This is a genomic window from Vibrio sp. S9_S30 (assembly GCF_014694455.1).
In the GTDB taxonomy this organism is placed as follows: Bacteria; Pseudomonadota; Gammaproteobacteria; order Enterobacterales; family Vibrionaceae; genus Vibrio.
On record NZ_JAAUWT010000006.1, the window covers coordinates 40914 to 62440 of the forward strand.

The 21527-nt window shown below is 43.0% G+C and carries 16 protein-coding genes; 8 read left to right on the plus strand and 8 right to left on the minus strand.

Going from position 1 to position 21527, the window contains the following annotated elements; all coding sequences use genetic code 11:
• The first annotated feature begins 917 nt into the window (after positions 1-917).
• On the plus strand, positions 918-1919 hold the full coding sequence (locus tag HC752_RS08715) for a S1 family peptidase (RefSeq protein WP_238930470.1): 1002 nt from the start codon (positions 918-920) through the stop codon (positions 1917-1919).
• A gap of 441 nt (positions 1920-2360) precedes the next feature.
• Here HC752_RS08715 and HC752_RS08720 read toward each other — a convergent pair whose 3' ends face one another.
• Together HC752_RS08720 and HC752_RS08725 are read right to left on the minus strand one after the other, a co-directional pair.
• Positions 2361-2570 (minus strand): cold-shock protein, encoded by a 210-nt coding sequence (locus HC752_RS08720; protein WP_190334757.1) that lies wholly within the window; start codon positions 2568-2570, stop codon positions 2361-2363.
• A gap of 460 nt (positions 2571-3030) precedes the next feature.
• Positions 3031-3426, minus strand: coding sequence for a rhodanese-like domain-containing protein (locus tag HC752_RS08725; RefSeq protein ID WP_190334758.1), 396 nt, complete (start codon positions 3424-3426; stop codon positions 3031-3033).
• Between the two features lie 182 nt (positions 3427-3608).
• Between HC752_RS08725 and HC752_RS08730 the strand changes: the two genes are divergently transcribed.
• From HC752_RS08730 to HC752_RS08740, 3 genes are all read left to right on the plus strand, one after another.
• The gene (locus HC752_RS08730) at positions 3609-4556 is read left to right on the plus strand and encodes a helix-turn-helix domain-containing protein (protein ID WP_190334759.1); all 948 of its coding nucleotides are present in this window, start codon (positions 3609-3611) and stop codon (positions 4554-4556) included.
• Between the two features lie 574 nt (positions 4557-5130).
• Positions 5131-5871 carry a substrate-binding periplasmic protein gene (locus tag HC752_RS08735; protein ID WP_190334760.1) on the plus strand — a complete coding sequence of 247 codons (741 nt, stop codon included), beginning with the start codon at positions 5131-5133 and terminating at the stop codon, positions 5869-5871.
• Positions 5872-5876: 5 nt separating this feature from the next.
• Complete coding sequence (locus HC752_RS08740; protein ID WP_190334761.1) at positions 5877-7529, plus strand: sensor histidine kinase; 1653 nt, start codon at positions 5877-5879, stop codon at positions 7527-7529.
• Between the two features lie 443 nt (positions 7530-7972).
• Here HC752_RS08740 and kduD read toward each other — a convergent pair whose 3' ends face one another.
• The 5 genes from kduD to HC752_RS08765 all read right to left on the minus strand — a co-directional run bounded on the left by kduD (position 7973) and on the right by HC752_RS08765 (position 12626).
• Complete coding sequence (kduD, locus tag HC752_RS08745; protein ID WP_190334762.1) at positions 7973-8728, minus strand: 2-dehydro-3-deoxy-D-gluconate 5-dehydrogenase KduD; 756 nt, start codon at positions 8726-8728, stop codon at positions 7973-7975.
• A gap of 9 nt (positions 8729-8737) precedes the next feature.
• On the minus strand, positions 8738-9568 hold the full coding sequence (gene kduI, locus HC752_RS08750) for a 5-dehydro-4-deoxy-D-glucuronate isomerase (RefSeq protein WP_190334763.1): 831 nt from the start codon (positions 9566-9568) through the stop codon (positions 8738-8740).
• A gap of 88 nt (positions 9569-9656) precedes the next feature.
• Positions 9657-10934, minus strand: a complete 1278-nt coding sequence (locus HC752_RS08755; RefSeq protein ID WP_194717321.1) for a TRAP transporter large permease — start codon at positions 10932-10934, stop codon at positions 9657-9659.
• Positions 10931-11560 (minus strand): TRAP transporter small permease, encoded by a 630-nt coding sequence (locus tag HC752_RS08760; RefSeq protein WP_190334764.1) that lies wholly within the window; start codon positions 11558-11560, stop codon positions 10931-10933. Before HC752_RS08760 ends, HC752_RS08755 begins: the two co-directional genes overlap by 4 nt.
• Before the next feature lie 70 nt (positions 11561-11630).
• Positions 11631-12626 (minus strand): sialic acid TRAP transporter substrate-binding protein SiaP, encoded by a 996-nt coding sequence (locus tag HC752_RS08765; protein WP_190334765.1) that lies wholly within the window; start codon positions 12624-12626, stop codon positions 11631-11633.
• A gap of 481 nt (positions 12627-13107) precedes the next feature.
• On the opposite strand from HC752_RS08765, the gene HC752_RS08770 reads away from it, so the two are divergent.
• From HC752_RS08770 to HC752_RS08785, 4 genes are all read left to right on the plus strand, one after another.
• Positions 13108-13809, plus strand: coding sequence for a FadR/GntR family transcriptional regulator (locus tag HC752_RS08770; protein ID WP_190334766.1), 702 nt, complete (start codon positions 13108-13110; stop codon positions 13807-13809).
• Between the two features lie 308 nt (positions 13810-14117).
• Positions 14118-16508: a BNR-4 repeat-containing protein gene (locus tag HC752_RS08775; protein WP_190334767.1), complete on the plus strand. Its 2391-nt coding sequence runs from the start codon at positions 14118-14120 to the stop codon at positions 16506-16508.
• 44 nt (positions 16509-16552) lie between these two features.
• The gene (locus HC752_RS08780) at positions 16553-18877 is read left to right on the plus strand and encodes a glycoside hydrolase family 88 protein (RefSeq protein ID WP_190334768.1); all 2325 of its coding nucleotides are present in this window, start codon (positions 16553-16555) and stop codon (positions 18875-18877) included.
• A gap of 293 nt (positions 18878-19170) precedes the next feature.
• Positions 19171-19563 carry a hypothetical protein gene (locus HC752_RS08785; RefSeq protein WP_190334769.1) on the plus strand — a complete coding sequence of 131 codons (393 nt, stop codon included), beginning with the start codon at positions 19171-19173 and terminating at the stop codon, positions 19561-19563.
• 54 nt (positions 19564-19617) lie between these two features.
• On the opposite strand, the gene HC752_RS08790 is transcribed toward HC752_RS08785, so the two are convergent.
• Positions 19618-21321: an FAD-dependent oxidoreductase gene (locus tag HC752_RS08790; RefSeq protein ID WP_190334770.1), complete on the minus strand. Its 1704-nt coding sequence runs from the start codon at positions 21319-21321 to the stop codon at positions 19618-19620.
• Between the last annotated feature and the right edge of the window lie 206 nt (positions 21322-21527).

A 21527-nucleotide genomic window follows, 5' to 3' on the forward strand; every position in this document is an offset into this window, starting at 1 on the left:
ATTAGTAATATTTATGAGGAAAGTCATAAAAAAAAAGATAGGGAGTAAAACATGAATGTAATAGTTTACATTCTTAAAAATATGATAGAACGATGAAATTTCATAGCATAATATGATATTGGTCTAATTTCAATAAAAGCTAACAATTTCAATAACTAATGGTTTTTTTAGTGTGATTTAAAAGCGATACGCGCAAAATTTAAACAGATTTGTCGGGCTTTCCTTTTATGATTATTCGTATAGTAATAGGCTGTATTTTTATTAATATTTTGAGCTTTTAAGTAAATAAAATAAATAAATCCATAAAATACAATAAGTTAAGGTCATTATTTTCTTTTTGTTATAAAGAGGAATAGGTCTGCTTGACAAAAATATGTGATTCGTATTCCGCCTATTTTTAATGCTGGTCATTATTATGTGATGGTGATCTCATCAAATTAACGAGTGACGATTTTCTTATGTACTTAGATTTAAATTTAGATAATTTAAATAAGGATTTAATTTATAAATTTAATGAAAGGAGGTGTGGTTAAATTTTAATAGTGTTTTCTTTAAGTGATTAATCAATGGATTTAAGTATCAATTATATTCTTTTAGTTTAACTTGTTAGGGGTGAGCTTTAGGTCTTTTTGTTACTTTTTCTATATTAACACTCACTATAAATCAGTAATAAATCACTTAAGCATTGATATTCTTAAGGCGTTTTTATGTCTGAAATTCTCTATTTATATTCAGAGCGCTTTATTTTAAGCAAACGTCTACCACTGAGGTATCAACGCATTATGTGATTATCAAGGCATGATTTAAGTCGGTAACTAAGTTATCTGAGCCAGCTTCGCTAAGAGGTTGGCGACCTAAATCTTGTCCAGACGCTCGAAAGAGCACAATCAATTAGACAATTAATTAGAAGGTAATTAATGATGAAAGGTAAAATGCAATTGCTTACCGCTTTAGTTTTAGGAGCTCTGGGGGGATCACAAGCTTACGCAGCAGAAGATGTCGCACAACCAAGGATTATTGGGGGCAAAGAAGTGGCGTCTCATTCAACGGTGCCTTATCAAGTTGCGCTAACCAGCAAGGGCAGAATGTTTTGTGGTGGAACATTGATCGCGCCAGATTGGGTACTGACTGCAGCACACTGTTTAGCTAAAAAGACACCAGAGCAAATACAAATTCGAGTTGGTGTAACTGACTTGCGTACGGATCAGGGGGAGACTCACAACGTATCCAACATTTATGCACATGAGGGTTATACTGACGCACCCAAAACGGGATACGACATTGGCTTAATAAAACTCTCTACACCTGTGAACTCTAAATACCAAGTAGCGAAATTGCCGACTTCTGAGTTGAAGTCACAATTCGCTTCACCTGGCAGTATCCTGAAAGCATCTGGTTGGGGGCAATATGATCGTTCAATTAGGAAATCTAGTCCTGTTATGAGAGAGGGAGACATGAAGGTAGTCACTTATGATGAGTGTAATGCATTCCTTGCTAACTATGGTACTCCTGGGAAGGACATTTCAAGCGACCATTTATGTGCTATCGACGTGAATGCATCGGTATGCAGCGGTGACAGTGGTGGTCCGTTTGCTAAACAATCGGATAACAATTTTTATGTATTTGGGGTGGTAGCTTGGGGTCCAAGAGAATGCTTTGGTATACAAGCATTTACTGATGTAACGACATATCTCCCATGGATCAATAAGATATCGGGGATCTCTCCAGATGGGGGGGTAACAACACCGCCAGCGGATGCGTGTACAGGCGTGGCTGATTGGGATCTTTACAAGGTGTACAATCAAGGTGAGAACGTGATTTCAGAAGGTTCTATGTTTGAGGCTAACGAGACTAACTGGGGTGTGAATCCATTCAGTGATCACTGGAATTTCTGGAGCTTAGTCAAAACTTGTAACTAGGTCGCCTTAGCTCTTACATACGCAAGCGAGACAGTTTATGTTTAAGGCTTGCGGATCTTTACGTTATCGGCTTCTTCGGAAGCCGATTTTCATTATAATCTTAAGTTCATATTTAAAATAACCTTAAGTTCATATTTAAAATAACCTTAAGTTCATATTTAAAATAACCTTAAGTTCATATTTAAAATAAGCTAAAGGGCATTCAATCAAACTTGGTGCTCAGGTAAAAATGGCTTAGGTATGCAACGAGAAAATGCCGCAGAGTGGCGAAAATGTAGGTGTGTCTTTTTTACACGTTCTTTGCGAATAAAAACGGCAACTCTACATGGTTGAGGGCATGAAAGGTAGGTTTGAAGCACGAAAAGCATGAAGGGGCGTTTGAGCCTATGACCCCAAAAAAATAGCCAGAATCATCTGGCTATTTTTTATAAATCCAACGCATTAAAGAACAGAAATCTCTTCTGCTTGAGGACCTTTATTTCCCTGAGTGACTTTGAATTCGACCTTCTGACCTTCTACTAAGGTGCGGAAGCCGTCACCTGTAATTGCTGAGAAATGCGCAAATACGTCGGGTCCATTTTCTTGCTGAATAAAACCAAAGCCTTTAGATTCGTTGAACCATTTTACGCTACCCACTACTTTTTCTGACATGATGTTTTCCTAGTTAAAAGATTCGTTTATGTGTGGTTGAATAGGAAATTACCATAAAAAAGAAAGGTAGCAAGGGACAAAATCACATTAACGCGTATTACTGCTTGAAATATTTTAGTGATAATTTGCTTTATATTTATTTGCTCCAAAAAGAGCAATGGCTTTTACACAAAAGACATTATTTTTTGGAATGCAGGTTGAGGTTGCTCAGGTATTGGGCAAGTCGCTTTTTTTTGGTCGTGTGTATGAGAACGCGCATTAAGTCGATGTGGTTTTACACCCGTATGCATTGAGGCGAATCCGGCGAGTTGGTAGGGGATGTTCTGCTCTGAAATAAGCAGCCCAAAAGGGTACACACGTACCCTTATAGCTTTATAGCTTTATAGCTTTATAGCTTTATAGCTTTATAGATTTATAGATTTATAGATTTATAGATTTATAGATTTATAGATTTATAGCTTTATGGCTGAGTAAGAGTAAACCCTTCATCCACCCAACCTGTTACGCCTCCAATCATTTTCTTGACTGGTCTTCCTAATTTGGCGAGTCGAATGGCTGCCTTTTCCGTCGCGTTACAGTGTGGTCCGGCGCAATAGACAATGAATAACGTATCTTCTGGATACTCTAATAGGGTTTTTGGGTTAATGCGCGAGTGAGGTAAATTGATGGCGCCACTTATATAGCCAGTGTCGAAAACCGATTCACCGCGCACATCAAGCAGTACAAAATCTTGTCGGCTGTTGGTTAAGGCGTGGTGCACATCCCAACAATCTGTTTCGAACCTTAATAGCGACTCGAAATGCGCTAGGGCGTCTTTGCTTGGTGCTGCTGGTGTTCTTGTGACCGCTGATGACATAAGCCTCTCCTTTTTTATTGGTTGTTTCCAGTGTGTCAAGGTCGTCATCATTGTGAGTTGCTTTCCGTTGGCTTACTATTGGCTTGTAAGTCATAGTTCGATAATTTCCAGCCAAAATGATATTTAACCTAATCTCTTATCCCGAGTTCAGGTTATTTAACCCAAAAATAGGGGAGTAAAGGATGCGGAAGGGTATACGTGTTGCGATATTAAGTTATCCCAATGTGGCGTTGTTTGAACTGGCGTGTGCGGTTGAGTTGTTTGGTTTGCCAAGGCCGGATTTCGATGACTGGTATCAATGTGATGTTGTGTCATTTGAGCCTGAGCCATTTGCTTCTACGGCTGGATTACTTCTTCATGCCAAGCAGGTGGGCAGCTTGCAAGACTACGATATGTTGGTGGTGCCAAGTTGGCCTGTACATGGTGTGGCGATCCCACCCATTTTAAAGGCCTCTGTTGTCGAGTGTCATCAAGCGGGAAAGCGCTTGGTCTCTTTCTGTTCTGGTGCTTTTTTATTGGCGGAGTTAGGCGTATTGAATGGACGGAATACGACAACGCATTGGCGATATGCCGACGTATTCCAGCAACGTTTCAAGCATCTTCATTATATTGACGATGTGTTGTACGTATACGATGGGCACATCGGGTGTTCCGCTGGAAGCGCATCGGCGATTGACCTTGGGCTAGAAATTATTCGGCGGGACTATGGTTACGCCATTGCGAATCAAGTGGCGAGAAGGTTGGTGGTATCGGCTCATCGGTTGGGAGGGCAATCCCAGTTTGTGGAAACCCCTATTTTGGCCGTTCCCAATCAGTTTTCGCAAGCCATAGACTGGGCGCTTTCACATCTAAATGAACATATTGAGATCGATGATCTCGCATCACGCGCTAGCATGTCGCGTCGAACATTCGACCGTAAATTTCGTACCAGTTTTCATTTAAGCCCTAAATCGTGGCTTACGCGGCAACGGCTTGAGAAAGCCAAAGCGTTATTGGAAAACGAAAGCTATAGTGTCGAGAAAGTCGCAGAGCTTAGTGGGTTTGAAAATGCCATTACCATGCGTCACCATTTTAGAAAGCAGCTCAGCATTTCCCCGAATCAATATCGGAGCCAGTTTTTCGCTCCCTAATATTTTTATTACATTCAATATGATACTTGGCGTGTATCTTGAGGAAGTAAAATCGTATTTGCTTCTTTCTATGGGTAATCATGTTGAGAGGATGTTATATGAATTCTTTTCCGAGTAGGCGGCAGCCGGAAGGGAGCCTTTATTGCGGGGTCCATGGTCAATCTCGCAGACAGCACCAACGTGATTGAGCTAGCGCGAACGTTCTATCGCGAACGTTCTATCGCGAACGTTCTATCGCGAACGTTCTATCGCGAACGTTCTATCGCGAACGTTCTATCGCGAACGTTCTATCGCGAACGTTCTGTACAGTAACGGGGAGTCTTGCAAAAGGTACGAACCCAGAATATCTGGCATATTCCAAATGGCCTTAGAGTGGTCGGTATTTAGTCAAATTCCCTTTCTCCCCCGTATTTTTTATCTATTTATATCAAAATGATATGCCCCATTTTTGATTTATGTACTCCTTGTCTAAGCAGCTAAATTGTATAGCTTCTATACTTTTTGAACATGAAGTCACTTTAAAAGAGCACATGGAGCACGTTAGCGCTTTATGTCAATTAGAGAGATAAGAATAATGAAAAAGTGGACCGTGATTGTATTTGCAATATTATGCAATTTATTGACCAATGTGAGTATGGCTAAGGAAAACACCGTTAACGTCGGGTTTGTCGTGGGGATCCCGCCTTTCGTTGTGGGTAATTCGGGTATTTTAGTGGATTTGGTGACTCAGGCATTGGGGAGGTCGGGGTATAACGTCGTGAATTATGAATTCCCAAGTAAGCAGTTCGATCAAGATCCTCTTAACGCGTTTGAAGAGCTTGATATATTTATCGGTACACCACTTAACTTCAGAGTCGACTATTCTTACGGAAAGATTTATGAGTTTGATAATGTGGCCGTTTCTAAAGCTTCTAGCCAACTCAAAATCGACAGAATTTCTGACCTGAAAGGTAAGTATATTGTTGGGTTTAACAATGCCAATCAACACTTAAAAGAGCCGTTTAGCACTTTTTATAATCAAGAGCTAAAAAACTGGGAAGGATACAAGGAAATAGAAAATCAGCAGGCGCAATTTGAGATGTTGATGAAAGATCGTGCGCAGGTGATTCTGTTAGATCGAAGTATGGCGTATTACTACGCTCGTCAGGCAGGCGTGGAAAATATGGAAGGGTTGGTTTTCCACGAAATATTCCCTCTAAAAAATGCCATTTACGTTGTCGGTCGCGATCAAAAGTATATCCAACTTATTTCTTCTAACCTCGACAGCATGAGAAGAGATGGGACGCTTGATGAACTGTTAGATAACTACAGATAGCTTTTATGGCTAAAGAAGGTATGGCGAAGGAAGGGACAGCGAAAGAAGAGACGGTTCAATCTCGTCTTCCAAGGGTTCGATCTATAAATAAGCGGTTAGCGTTTAGGATCGTGATGTTTAGTTCGTTAGTAACTGTTTTTATTACGATCTTTCAGCTGTATACAGACTATGTGATTGATAAAAAAGACATTAGATCTAGCCAAGAGTATATATTTACGTCTTACAAAAGTGCCTTGGCAGCCAGCTTGTGGGTTTTAAATAGTGATCTCATTGAATCTCAAGTCAATGGGATTATGAGCATTCCTGAAATAACGTATGTTCAGGTTGAAAGTAAAGATGGCGATGTTTGGCGATCCGGCACTCATTTGGACAAGCACGTCATCAAACAATCGGTCGTCTTGCAACATGAGTATATTGGCGGCAAGGTGATCGATATTGGCACATTGACCATTCAGTCCGACTTGAGTGTTGTCTACCAAAAGCTGATAAACAAAGGCTTACTAATATTAATGTCGAATGGCTTAAAAACCTTCTTTGTCGCAGGGTTCATTATTTTTATTGTGAGCCGCCTTGTCACCAACCCCCTTAACCAAATGAGCCAGTACTTTAGAGAGTATCAATTTAAGCAAGTTAACCCGCCAATGGTGATCGACAGAAATAAGCAATACGGTGATGAAATTGATTTTATGGTTACCATCGTCAACAAAATGTGCACGGAACTTACGTGTTCCTACGATGTGGTGATGGAATCCAGAAAACAATTAGCCGAAGCTCTCGACGATAAGCAGAAGCTTTTGGATCAAGAAATCCGCTTTAAAGAAAACCTAGAAGTGATGGTTCAAGATAGAACGGCCACGTTAGAATCGACATTGGATGAGCTAAAAGCCGCGCAAAAAAGCATTGTCGAGAAAGAGAAAATGGCGTCGCTAGGTGGCTTGGTGGGAGGGGTCGCTCATGAAATCAATACGCCCCTTGGGATCAGTATTACGGCAAGCTCATTTCTTGAAAATCAGATAAAAAGGTTAGCAGAGGAGTTTGAGTCTGGAAAGCTTACGCGTTCAAAGTTCTCGGCATCGTTGGAGGGCATTTTTGAATCAGTTTCTATCTTAACGTCGAATTTGCAAAGGGCAGAAACGTTGGTTTCGAGCTTTAAACAAGTGGCGGTCGATCAATCCGATCAGTCCTATTATCCATTTTTATTTAAAGAGCATTTAGAGAAGCTCATTGTTTCGCTTTCGCATGAGCTTAAACGGTATGACGCTAAAATAGACGTTCAGTGTGAAGACCATTTAAGTATCGAAAGTTATCCCAGTGCTTATGTGCAAATTTTCACGAACCTAATTACAAACAGCTTGAAACACGGGTTCGATGGTTGGGAGGGGGAAAGGCGCATTTCGATGACCATTACATCGGAAATGGGTAATTTGGTTATCGATTATTGCGATACGGGGAAAGGCATTTCAAGCGAAGTAAACGACCGAATCTTTGAGCCATTTGTTACAACAAAACGGGGTCAGGGTGGAACGGGGTTGGGGGCGAACATTGTCTATAACCTTGTTACGCAGTTGCTTAAAGGGCAAATTGAAAGCATGAATGATATTGAATCTGGGGCGCGGTTTGTTATCTCCGTTCCGTTAGATTTGGTGTCGAAATCTTGAGGTTTTGTTAAGAACGCCACACAGTGATGGGTAAAACATCGTGAAGAGAAACCGAGCTTAATGGCTCGGTTTGTCCGTTTTATGTCGGATTTGTTGTTTCCTATGAGCGTTGATTGAATGAGAGCCGTTAAATGGGACAGGCTAGCTGTCTTTGGATTCGTACTGATAATCGACATTAACAACAGCACGAAACAGGACTTCCCCGCGCTTTTTCGAAAAGGCTTCGATGTGCACGGTGTGATGGTTTATTTAAAAAAAAAGCCCGATGTCATCGGGCAAACTTGGAAATGTTTAATCGCTTAATATTCCAATGACTTGAAGTCAGATAGTACAGGTCACTTTATTTCTCTTACGTCCTTGTTTTTAAACCTCCTTGTTTTTTAACATAGTATGAACACAGCGCACCACCTCAGCTTTGCTCTGCAACGTTGAGGTGGTAATGGCTATCGCGCTTGCCAACCGCCATCTACGGTGAGTACAGTACCGTTAACATAGTTAGACGCCCCAGATGCCAGAAATACCACTGCCCCTTCCATGTCTTCCGATTCGCCCCATCGACCTGCGGGGATCCGGTTTAGAATTTCACTGTTTCTGACTTTGTCCTTTCTTAGCGCCTCGGTGTTGTCGGTTGCCATATAACCCGGCGCAATGGCGTTCACGTTGATATCAAAGGGCGCCCATTCACAAGCGCCGATGCGCGTTAAGCCTAAAACGCCAGTTTTACTGGCGGTATATGAAGGGACACGTATGCCACCTTGGAAAGACAGCATGGAAGCGATATTGATGATTTTTCCAGGACGTTTTTGCGCAACCCACTGTTGAACCATGGCTTGACTGAGGAAAAAAACGGATTTGAGGTTGATGTTCATCACGCTGTCCCAGTCCTCTTCAGAAAACTGAATGCTGTCATTTCTTCTAATAATGCCGGCGTTGTTCACTAAGATGTCTGGAGTAATATCAACCGTGGCAAGTGTGTCGACGATTGAGTTAATCGAATTTTTTTCACCTAAATCGACTTCGATACCAATAAATTTTTTACCGTGCTTTTCTATTTTTGCTTGTGTCTCCAGTGTGGACGTTCGAGCAACGCCCACAATGTCGGCGCCTGCTTTTGCCAGAGCGATACTCATTGCTTGCCCCAAGCCTTTTGAAGCGCCTGTGACTAAAGCGGTTTTCCCTTCCAAATTGAATAGTTCCATGATGGCCTCTTAACGCATGTCTTGTGGATCGACAAAATCCATGTCATTGAATTCTTGATTTTCCCCAGCCATTGCCCAAATAAAGCTGTAAGGATGAGTCCCGACCCCACTGTGAATTGACCAGCTCGGTGAGATAACGGCTTGTTCGTTTGAGATGACGATATGACGAGTCTCGTCAGGTTTGCCCATAAAGTGGAAAACCTGAGAATCTTTGGAATCCGAAAAATAAAAATAAGCTTCCATACGACGAGCATGGGTATGACAAGGCATCGTATTCCAATTGGAGGTGTTAACGAGTTCTGTTAACCCCATCACGAGCTGAGAGCTGCAGCATATTTCTGGGTGAATGTATTGATTAATGATTCTTTCGTTTGAGTTTTTTGGATCGCCTAAATGAATTTGAATGGCTTCCGAACATCTCACTAGAGTCGTAGGTTTAGAGTGATGGCTGGGTGCGCTGCATAGATAAAAGCGAGCGGGATGGCTTTCATCAACGCTTTCGAATGAAACAGGGTGCTCTCCCTGGCCAATGTATAAGGCATCTTTATATTCTAAAGAATAAATGTCATTTCCAACTCGGATCCGCCCTTTACCACCTAAATTGATGGTGGCCGCTTCGCGACGCTTAAAGAAGGTCAGCCCTCCCAGTTCTTTGCCCTCTGCGAGTTTTAGCGGTGTGCTTTCAGGGGAAATGCCGGCGATAATCAGCCGATCATCGTGGCAGTAATATTGCAGCACTTTTCCTTGCTCAAATATCGATTCTATTAGGTAGCGGTCGCGCAACGTCTGTGTATCGTAACTGCTGTAATCCTCGGCATGAGTCGAATAATAGCTTTTCATATTTCTTAATCCGTTAAATTTGAAACGAGTGAACCCAACCCATAGATTTCTTATGGGTTGAATACCATTTTTTGTTTAATTGATGGCTTTAAGGGTAGAGAAGGTTAGGGAGCCACATCACCAAACCGGGCATAAAAGTGACGATGAGTAGAACGAAAACCAGCGGTACCAAAAATGGCATGGTAGCCACAACACAGCGCTCGAAACTCAGTTTGGATATGCTTGATAAAACATAAAGCACGACCCCAACGGGAGGCGTTAATAAGCTTATCATTAGAGTGAGCACCATAATTACGCCAAAGTGCACAGGATCAACCCCAAGTTGTGTCACGGCCGGAAGCAGCACAGGGACTAAGATGGTCATGGCGGCAATGGTTTCCATAAAACACCCAATCACCAGCAGTAAAAGTAGAATGATGCTGAGAACCACGTACTTGTTGTCGGAGATGGTCATGAGCCCATCAGCCATGGCGGTCGCAATATTATAATTGGTGAGTAACCAAGCAAATATCGAAGCCGAAGCAACCACAAACAACACGACAGCCGTTGTTTCTATCGATTTTAATGAAACTACCGCTAATCTTTTTAAGTTCAAGCTCTTGTAAACGACAGAACCCAAAAATAGCGCCCAAACTACGGCAGCAATGGCGGCCTCTGTTGGAGTGAGTACCCCAGTGGTAATTCCACCCACAACAATAATGGGTGTGAGTAAGGACAAGAATGCCCCTTTGCTGCTTGAGGCGACTCGTTTGATAGAGAATGCACTGTCTACTGGGTAATTCCGGCGCTTGGCGTACCATGCAATCATGACCATCAGAGCAACGGCCATCATAAGGCCGGGAATCAGCCCTGCGGCAAACAGCTTACCTATAGATGCGGACGCTAAAACGCCATAAATAACCATAGGCAAAGAGGGCGGAATAATGGGGCCAATGGTGGAAGATGCCGCGGTAATTCCAACAGAGAATTCACTGTCATATCCTGCCTCACGCATGGCTTTTATTTCGATAGCGCCAAGGCCGCCAGCATCGGCAACCGCGGCACCAGACATGCCTGCAAACACGACACTACCGCCAACGTTTACATGCCCCAAGCCACCAGGTAACCAACCCACAAGAGATTTGGCAAAGTCGAAAATACGATTCGTTATCCCTGCCGAGTTCATTAAATTCCCTGCGAGAATAAAAAACGGCACCGCTAGAAGAGGGAAACTGTCCACGCCACTGACCATTCGGTGCAGTACCACCATGCTTGGTAAATTGGCGTCGATCAAAATGAACAACAAAGACGCGCCCGCTAACGCAACCGCCACAGGCAAACCAATTAAAATAAATATGGCGGCAGCAATAAATAAAATTGCGATCATGATGGATCCTCCGAAGAATGGTCATCGTTATTTTTTAGGCGTTTGATTAACCTATAGATTTCGATGATCAGCATCGCGACAAAAGATAAAGCAACGGATTGATATATAACGCTTCTGGATAAATCGATAGCCATGAGCTTTTGAAATTTCATGGCGTCCGCTACCGTTAAACACAAGTAGATAGCACTGGCAAAAAAGAGGGACTGTAATATCGAGTTAAGCCAAACCACCTTTTTCTGATAAACCGCTGGGAGCTTGGAAACAAAAAACTGCACGCTAATGTGTGCGTGTCTTTTTAGTGCTAACGCAGCGCCAAAAAAGGTGAGAATAATAAGAATATTTCGAGCAATTTCCTCTGTCCAAACGGCTGAATCGTTAAGAAAGTAGCGAGTAAAAAACTGGTAAAAGACAACAAAAGCCAATATCCAGAAAGCCAGAATGCAAAACCATTCGAGTATGCCGATACTGCTCCACGTAAAATTTTTATCTTCGTCTTCTATGAACCCGCTTACCTCTTCTTCTGTCTGTGCGATGTTTTGTTTTTTATTTTGTTTATCAGGTCTATTCATTTCTTTTTTTATTTCTCGGAAATTTTGAGAGGTACCCGTGTTCTCTGCGTCTAACATTTCACGCTCCTAGAGGTTTATACAAAATGGTTCGCTATGTTTATGCGTAACGAACCATTTTGATTTGAAGTTAAAGTTCTTGGAATCGTTTGTAGACTTCTTCCGACCAAGAAGCGTGTTTACCGTTGTGGACTGCCATTGCAGCTTTGCGGAATGCTTCACGATCAATGTCGGCGTTTACCTTGACACCTTGCGCAATAAACCAAGCAACCAAATCTTGTTCTGATTGGCGAATATCATTACTGGCACCAGCCGAAGCTTCGACAAATACCTTTTTGAACATGGCTTTATCGCTGTCAGATAATTTGTTCCATGTAGGACCGCCAACCACCGTCACTAAGCTATCAATGATATGACCCGTTAAATTGATGTACTTTTGTACTTCGTAAAACTTTTTAGCTTGGATCGTGGGTAGGGGATTTTCTTGTCCATCAACCACGCCTTGCGATAGCGCTAGGTAAACTTCAGAGAATGCGATAGGTGTAGCATTTGCCCCAACGGAGTCTGTAAACATCTGGAAGAGCGGGGCCGGCGGGACACGAAGTTTCATGTCTTTCATATCAGCAGGTTTAGATATTGGCTTATTCGATGTCACCATGCGCTGACCATAGTAAGTAAGAGATTGAATATTGTGTCCTGTTACCGATTCATACCCTTTACTCAAATCTGCAAACAGTGAACTATTGGCGTAAGCATTAAAATGTTCAAAGTTTCGCAACATAAATGGTGCACTAGGTATCGCAAGTGGGCCGTATGAGCGACCAACAAATGTTGAGCCTGTGTAGATAATATCAATTGTCCCTAAGCTCAAAGATTCGTTGATTTCATTTTCTTTACCAAGCGATGCGGCGGGGAAAACCTGAATGTCGAATTTTCCTTCGCTGCGCTTGCCAATTTCTTCCGCTGCCCAAACCGCCCATTTATGATACGGGGTAGACGTTTCATATACGTGTGCCCATTTCAGCTTTTCTGCCGAAACGACTGCAGGGGAGAATAAGCCAGAAAGTGCCAGTGTGGTCGCTGTAAAGCTAAGGGTTACACGTTTTAGCCATTTCCTTTTGTCCATTTTTTGCTCCTTAAAATTGAAACGTGTTCTTGCTGTTTTTCTGTTTTGAACTGTATGCGTTGTCATCCTTTCGACTAAAAATCTAACACACGTATGTCATCATACAAGTTGTTTTTTTGATCGATTTTGACTGGGTTTAGTATGCAATGAACTTCATTTTTGATGTGGAGGCTCTATTTAACTTTCTGAAAAAAAAGGGGTTTAAAATGCGGGCAACCCCTAATTTGAATGGTGTGTGAGGTAAATTGAATTCTATTTATTGTGCGCAATATCAATATTTATTATTTTTTAAGACACGATTAAGAGGGCAAAATAAAACGACAGATATACAAGCATATGCATTTTAGATTTAATGAGTGTTGTTTATTGCTGTGAAATTGAATTAGGATGATACAGCCAAGCGACGTTAAACCAGCTTACCGCTTGAAGCTACGGAACCATAAATAGAAATAATGAAAGTTGGTGGAGGCTATTTACTAAAATGTTAGGCAAGAGAAAAACACTGGCATCTCAACTTATTGAAAAATTAAAGAAAGACATTGTTGACGGTATTTTGCTACCTGGAGATAAGTTGCCATCAGAACAAAGTCTTATTAATCAGTATGGTGTTAGCCGAACCGTTGTCCGTGAAGCAATTGCAGGGTTAAGGGCTGACGGAATGGTGCTAACACGTCAAGGCATCGGTGCTTTTGTAACCGAAAACCCTGTGAGTAAGTTAGAGTTATTTAACCCGACCACGTTAAAAGACATTTTGCATGTGCTCGATTTGAGATTATGCCTAGAGACAAAAACAGCGCAGCTAGCCGCAGAGCATCATACGGACATCCAGCTCGCTAAAATTGCTGCCGCTTTGGATGCCTTCAAAAAAGCGGAATACGACTACAGTGAAGTGTCCATCGCGGATTTTCAATTTCATATCGCGATTGCAGAGGCATCGGGAAACCCTTATTTCCTAAAGTTACTGGAGCATTTAGGCCCTCAAATTATTCCCCACTCTCGTATTGATTTATATCAGCTGCCAGATGATGAAGCCGACTTCCTTGATCGTGTATATTTAGAACATAAGAAAATGTATGAGTATATTGCAGAAAGAGACAGTGAAAATGCAGGTAAGACAATGGCTTTCCATTTAGAGAAGGGTATTTCAAGGTATAAGAAACTGGATTCCGAATCTATTAATTAGACGTTGAGCCGTTTTTATTTCATTCTTTCTTTATTTTTCTTTCAAGTATATTTCTAATTGTGATCTGTGCTAAATAAATAATACTATTTTATTTGATTGTATTGACAGATTTAGCTGTGAGCCAATAAGAATCGTCATGCGTTGTTCATTCTTTGTCGACAACTTCAATGGATTTTGAGGTTGTTCTATGTGGTATTCGACAAAGAAAGAAAGTGAAAGTTTTGGCTTCTTTTTATGTCGTTTACTTTTCGATTTGTTCTTTGATTTTACCTTAGTTAGGTGGATCAAATGATTGAGAGGTAACAACGATGCACTCCTCAATACAATATACTCTTCGTAGGTTTAGTGGCGCTGTGCTCTTTCCTTTGATGATTGCGCTACCCCAATACCTAAGTGCTGCCCCAGTATCGAATGACTACGATTTTGTGATTACAGAAGATGGCACATATATCTGGTTTATTGACGAACGAGCCAGAATCAACGACGGTGTGCTTTACACATCCTATGTAAAAATTGATGGCTTTACGGGTATGTCTACACTGGATTTGGAATCAGGTTCTAGAATCGGTGATGACATCGATCTCAGCAGTTTTCGGCAGGCAGATGATCACAACAACGGCGCCATTCTTCCTCTGCAAAATGGAAAAATGATGTCGCTTTACACGCTGCATGACGCTAGGCGAAGACAGTACTATCGAGTTTCTAACAAATCTCTGCCGTTGACATTAGAGGATTGGGGGGCAGAGAGAGCCTATTCTGTTCCGGGATCCGCTACTTACAATAATGCGTATCAGCTTTCTGCGGAAAACGGAAAAATTTACAATTTCTTCCGTGTTGGTGGCCGTGATCCGTACTACGTGACCTTTGATGCCAATGGTGACAACCCCACTGAAGCAAAACACTTTATTCAAAACGGCAGTCGGTGGTGGGAGAGGGCGTACGCAAAATACGCATCAAACGGTGTGGATCGAATCGACTTTTTCTTCACCGACGGTCATCCGACTCAAAAGCGAACCAGCTTATATCACCTCTATATCAAAAACGGAAAAACATACAAAACAGATGGCACACTAATCGGAAATCTGAGTGACGCGCCATTTTCTGTGTCGGATGGAACGGTGGTTTATCAACAAGGTGAAGATGGAACCAACCGTTCCCCATGGAATCATGAAATTCGCTACGACTCATCAGGTAACCCTGTCCTTCTTTATAGCCATCAACAAGACAAATATACCCTTGATTATTACATGGCTACATGGAATGCATCGACAAAACAATGGAATAAAATTTGGGTGGCGGACGCCGGAGATTCTCTGATACCTCAGCCGATTACAGCATCAGATGGAACAACGTACGGAGGGGCTCAAATAGATTACGCTGGTGGTATTACCCTTAACCCATATAACCCGAACGAAATATTCATTTCCGCTAATGTTAATCCAGCGACGGGGTTAGATACGGATAAGTTTGAAATCTATAAAGGTGTGTTAAGCGGAACGAGTTTTACTTGGGAAGCCTTAACCTCAAACTCTCCCGATAATAATTACCGCCCGTTTGTCCCGTTTGGTGCGGAAAGTGCGGGTGAGCAGGTCGTTATTTGGTTTACTGGCAAGTATGAGTCTTTTATTAATGGGTATAAAAACCTTCAAAGCACGGGAGAGCCCTATTATTTCAAAGGGTATGACACGAAAATTGTTGGGAAATACATTAATAGTCAGAGTGCTTACATAGCAAGAACGTGCCAAGCAGTGAATGTTTCTCCTTCCTCATCCAATACGACCGCTTATGGTGGCAGCCAAGATAAGGGATCCGCGACATTTGCGAACAACGGTATTTCACTGACTGGGAATAGCTGGAAAGCCATCAATATTGACTATCGCGTGACACCGAACACCACCGTCTCTTTTGAATTTAAATCGGATACTCAAGGTGAAGAACACGCAATCGGGCTAGATAGCAACCTGTCCGTAAGCAACCAATTACGAGCCCGTTTATTTGGTACGCAGAAAGACGCCTATATTGAAGGCAGGTACGATACTTATCACACCCTTGGCTCTTTTTCTCGCTTTATAGCCCCTTTAGGAAAATCGATTGGTAATCAGCCCTTTAATGCGAACTATCTTGTCGTTAATGCCGATGATGATGCGACTGCACAAGGTGATTCTACCTTCCGAAATATCGCCATATTTGAAGACTACAGTGACGTTTACTTTAGCCGCAATCAGGTTGATGTTTACGATCCAAATCAAGGGGATGGTGGAACATATCAGGTATCCCCAGACGGTAGCACTTTATCACTGACTAACAACGCTTGGCGGGTGGTCGAATTGCCGTATGACATCACGCCCAATACTGTGATCACATTTGATTTTAAAAGTACTCAGCAAGGTGAATTTCACGGTATAGCTCTGGATAGAGATAAGACTCAGAATAATGGTGAAACTCGCTTTTCCCTTTATGGAACTCAAGGCGATGCCAATTCCATTGAACGCTATAAGACCTATGATGGAAGTGGAGAATTTCAACATTTCACTATTCCTGTCGGTCAATTCGCGACCTCTGAAAGGACAAAATACCTAGTGCTCATTGCCGATCATGACAATGGCGCAAGGAATGGTGAGTCCGTTTTTCGTCATGTTCGCGTCTTTGATGATGCAAATGGAAACCTGATCGATGATCGCTGTGATCCTGCGCTTTAAGGAGCTGGGACCTTACGACAAATCTTTAACTAAGGATAGTTGAAATGAAAACAACGATGACGAAGTTATCCCTGCTCGGCGCGCTATTTCTAAGCGGGACAGCTTTCGGGGCTTATAAATTCACCCCAAATGATATGTTAAATACATCAAGGTTGGTTCACGACTACTGGGTAGACAATGGGTTTTATGATAGCCAATATACACCGGATACAAACTGGGTTTATGGTGCGTACCATATCGGTGAGTTCGAATATTTCAAGCTGACGGGGAATGGGAAAGCATGGGATAACACCCTTAATTGGGCAAGAGCATTTTCCTATGAACCTCACAATTCATGCAGCACAACTCATGCCGATCACCAGGCCGCTGGGCAGGTATTCTTTGAACTGGCTCCTTTAGCCAATGAACAGGACGCCACCCTCGATTGCTTGAAAGAAAGCGTGATGGGAGTGGTGAATTCTTCCAATTCGAGCTATTGGTCTTGGGCGGATGCGCTCTATATGGCTCCCGCTGTTTGGCCCTTAATGGCAGATACGTTGACCAGTGAATCAGAGAAACAAGCGGTTTATGAGTCGCTATATACTCAATTCCAGTCGACCTACAACGCACTTTGGAATGAAGAGTACTCTCTGTGGGCTAGAGATTCTCGGTATGTTTACCCTAAGAAACCGAGTCCAGACGGCAACCCAATGTTTTGGTCACGCGGTAATGGTTGGGCGTATGGGGGGATTGCCCGATTATTAGATCGGTTACCTAAAGATGCGCCTCACTACGATACGTACGTAACCACCTTTGTCAAAATGTCGGCAGCACTTAAAAATGCTCAATTAGCGGATGGCTTCTGGGGGGCAGATCTTATTGAGCCTCACCACATCGATGCACCTGAGTCGAGTGGAACCACATTCTTTATTTATGGGATGGCGATTGGGGTTCGCTTAGGGATTTTAGATGCGGAAACTTACATGCCAGTTATCGAAAAAGGATGGTTAGCCTTAGCGAATACTGCATTGCAGGATTCTGGTCGATTAGGCTGGACGCAAGGTGTGGCACATGAACCCTATATGTCATATGCAAGAGCAGGTACTAGCCAGCCTTACACGGTAGGTTCCTACTTGGCGGCGTCTAGTGAAATTTACCACCTCCTATCAGACAACAATATTGCCGAAAATAAATCAGTAACCTGTTCAGCGGAGCCACAGCCATCTTTGGCACCTTGTAGCCAAGCGGTTGATGGAAATTTCGCTGGGCACAAACGCTGGTCTGTCAATGAGTTTCCTGCATGGATTGAAATTGATCTAGGAGAAATCAGTAAACTCTCAGCCTTCAGAGGCAGTTTTTATTTCGATCGTGATTACCAATATAAAGTCGAGGTAAAAGTCGACTCGGATAGCCAATACGAGACGGTACTCGATCAACTGCATAACACGGATGGCCGCGCCAGCTTAATAGGCTTACCTGATAATACCTTTGCGCGATATGTCCGTGTGACTTTCGAAGGTGCGGCAACCTACAGTGGAAGCTGGGTAAGTGTCCGGGAGTTGGAGGTGTTCGGTAAACCATCGACTGTAGAGAGTATTGCATTAAACAAACCCGTGAGTTGCAGTGATGAACCACAACCCCAGTACAATTGCAGCCAAGTTGTTGATGGAAGTGATAGTTCAGGAGATCGTTGGTCGGCGATGACGTTCCCACAACATGTTGAAGTGGATTTAGGTGCATTGCATACGCTGAATGGTTTTGCTTTAAGTGCTCTTTATAATCGCAACTACAATTTTAAGATTGAGGTAAAAGCGACGGAAGCTGCCGACTACCAGTTGGTGAGTGAGAGCGTGGGGGGAGATGGCTCTGGGCAATATCAAGTGTTGTCACCCGTTGTCGCCCGATACGCAAAATTAACCGTCACCGGTATTGCCAACAATTCGTCTAACTGGGTGAGCATAAGAGAATGGGATCTGTATGGACGGGAGTATTCTCCAGTCATCATTATGCCTACATCGTTTACGTGCAATAGCGAGCCGCAAGCTCAATACGGATGCGAAAACTTGTTCGATGGCAGCTTGTCGTCTGGGGACAGATGGTCGACGGACGGTTATGGTGTCGTAGACGTTGAACTGGGTAAAGAAAAATCCATTCGGGCTTATAGCTTAAGCACTCTTCAAGACCGAAAGTATGGTTACAAATTGGAGGCGTTAAACTCAAATGGTGAGTATGTCATTATTGATGAGCGAGACAGCAATGCATCTGAGCCAGGTGCTCGGCATATTCTTCCCGATTCTGTATACACATCCCAAGTACGTCTCACTGTTACGGAATTCCCACCAGGGATCATTCCATGGACTAGTTTGACTGAGCTTTCGTTTTACGAGTAGCATTCAACGCCCTGCAATAGCAGGGCGTTTTGTCTTTTTTGGGCACGACGATTAAAGCATCAAAGCGCTTATTTGCTCTTGTAACTGCGTTGAAAACCCCATTGTTTGTATCGAATTAAGTCTAATTATTGCGATAGACCGCAGAATTTCGCCAGCTTCTTGATGGTTTTGTAATCTTGGGCACACCAGCTCAATAGGTTATGTGTTAGATTTTATCTCCACTGGGTTGTGAGCTTTTTAAACAAGCCCTATCCGGTCTGAACAAGCAGTTTGCGTTGAAATAGGATGTTTTGATGTTTAAAAAAGTGGATGTTCCGAGGATGACGTCTGCAGGGTTAAAAGTCGGTGACTCTGTAATTTCATTAGACAGAATTGAAGAACTGTATGTGAAGGATTACACCACCATAGACAAAGTAAAAAGGGCGGCATTAATCGCATTCGTGTTTGGTTTTGTTGCTTTGCTTGTCCACCCGCTGTACGCGGGTTTACCTGTCTTTTTGTTGGTGTATGGGGTCGCGTATGCCAAATCTCCCATATATGAATTACGTGCGATCGTTAAATCTGGAAACCCTGAAATACAAGATTTGGATACAGGATTGCATAAAACGGTCTCCAGAGAAGACTACATCTTGGTGATCGAAAAATTCCATGCCATCAAAGCGTACAATGAAATGACGGCGCATTGAGTGTAGACGTGTGCATGCCTTATGCTTCACGTCTACCTTATCCCTGTTCGTTCGCTATTGTGTCGCAAATACGTATGTCCTGTATCCTCCTAACAGATTTCTAGCTCGATAACCGTTGTTGACCAGTTGACGGTAAGCGACATGTCCGCGAAGCCCAACTTGGCAGTAAACAAGAATTTCTTTGTCTTTAGGGAGCTCGCTCATGCGTGAGCGCAATTGATCGACGGGTATATTCATTGCCCCATCAAGACAACCTGTGCTTTCAAGCTCGCTTGGGTTACGCACATCAAGCAATAGCTGGTCTTCAGTCCGTGCATCAATCTCATGAAAGTGAATTGGCGTCGCGTCACCTTTTATGATGTTGTTGGCGACAAATGCCGCTTGGTTGATCACGTCCTTAGCGCTTCCGTAAGGTGGAGCATAGGTGAGTTCAAGGTGTTGAAGTTGTTCTACGGTCATCCCAGCTCGTTGGGCAACAGCCATGATATCAATCCGTTTATCGACGCCATCTTTCCCCACGGCTTGAGCGCCGAAAATCTTGCCGTTTTTCGGGTCAAAGAGCAGCTTGAACGACACTGTCTCTGCGCCAGGGTAATAGCTCGCGTGGCTTGCGGTATGAACATAGACTTTTTCATATTCGATACCTTCGCGCTGAAGTTGCTTTTCGTTTTTACCTGTAGACGCAACAGCCAGATCAAAGATCTTACAAATGGCTGTGCCTTGTGTACCTTGATAGCGTTCTTGGCGACCGAGCATGTTATCGGCGGCCATACGACCTTGTCGGTTGGCAGGGCCCGCTAGCGGAACCAGTGTTTGTGAGCCTGTGACGAAGTCTTTCTCTTCGACAGCATCACCCACCGCATAGATACTCGGATCGCTCGTTTGCATCATCTCGTTGGTTTGGATGCCGCCCAGTTCACCAATTTGTAAACCGGCTTCTTGAGCCAACTGAGTTTCTGGACGCACACCAATAGCCATGATCAAAATATCGGTGGTTAGGGATTCTCCGTTATTCAACGTTAAACTGAGATGACCTTCGACAGGCTGTCGTTTTTCGTTCTTATCGGAACCGACGTTAACGATGTGATCGGTTGGCACATATTCAACGGCTTCAAGTGCCACACCGAGTTTGAGATCGATGCCTTTTTCACGAATTTCGGCATGCGCAAAACCGGCCATTTCGCGATCAACGGGAGTCATAACTTGATCCGCCATCTCAATCAATGTGGTTTTAATCCCTAGCTGGTGGAATGCTTCCATCATCTCTAACCCAATAAAGCCTCCGCCGACAACCGTGGCATGTTCAGGTTTGTTTATTTGAATCGTTTGAATGATGCGATCCATATCTGGAATGTTGCGCAATGAATGAGTCAGTGGGTTATCGATTCCTCGAATTGGGGGCACCACAGGGGCTGCTCCTGGGCTAAGCAGCAAAAAGTCATAACTCTCGCGGTATTCACTGCCATCAATAAGGTTTTTTACTGTAACTGACTTGTTATTACGGTCTATGGACACGACTTCGTTCATGACTCGAACATCGACATTGAAGCGGGCTAAGAAGCTCTCTGGTGTTTGCAGTAAAAGCTGATTTCTGTCCTGAATGTCACCACCGATATGGTAAGGCAATCCACAATTAGCAAAAGAGACAAATGCTCCTCGTTCAAACATGATGATGTCAGCGTCTTCACTCAGACGACGTGCACGCGCAGCGGCGGAAGCACCACCGGCAACACCACCTACAATCACGATTTTTGTCATTGGTATAACTCCAGGATTTACAGAAATAAAGGCATTCAAAAAGGAAGAAATAAGGATATTCAAAAGAGAACGTTGCCGGAGTAACCCGAGGCAAACTGACCTTGCGATATCCACTTATGCGATTTTATGCACAACATTGCCCTAAATAGAGCGCTCACCTTCAAGTCGGTAGCTTGAACATATGAAAAATGAGCCGCTTAGTCTAT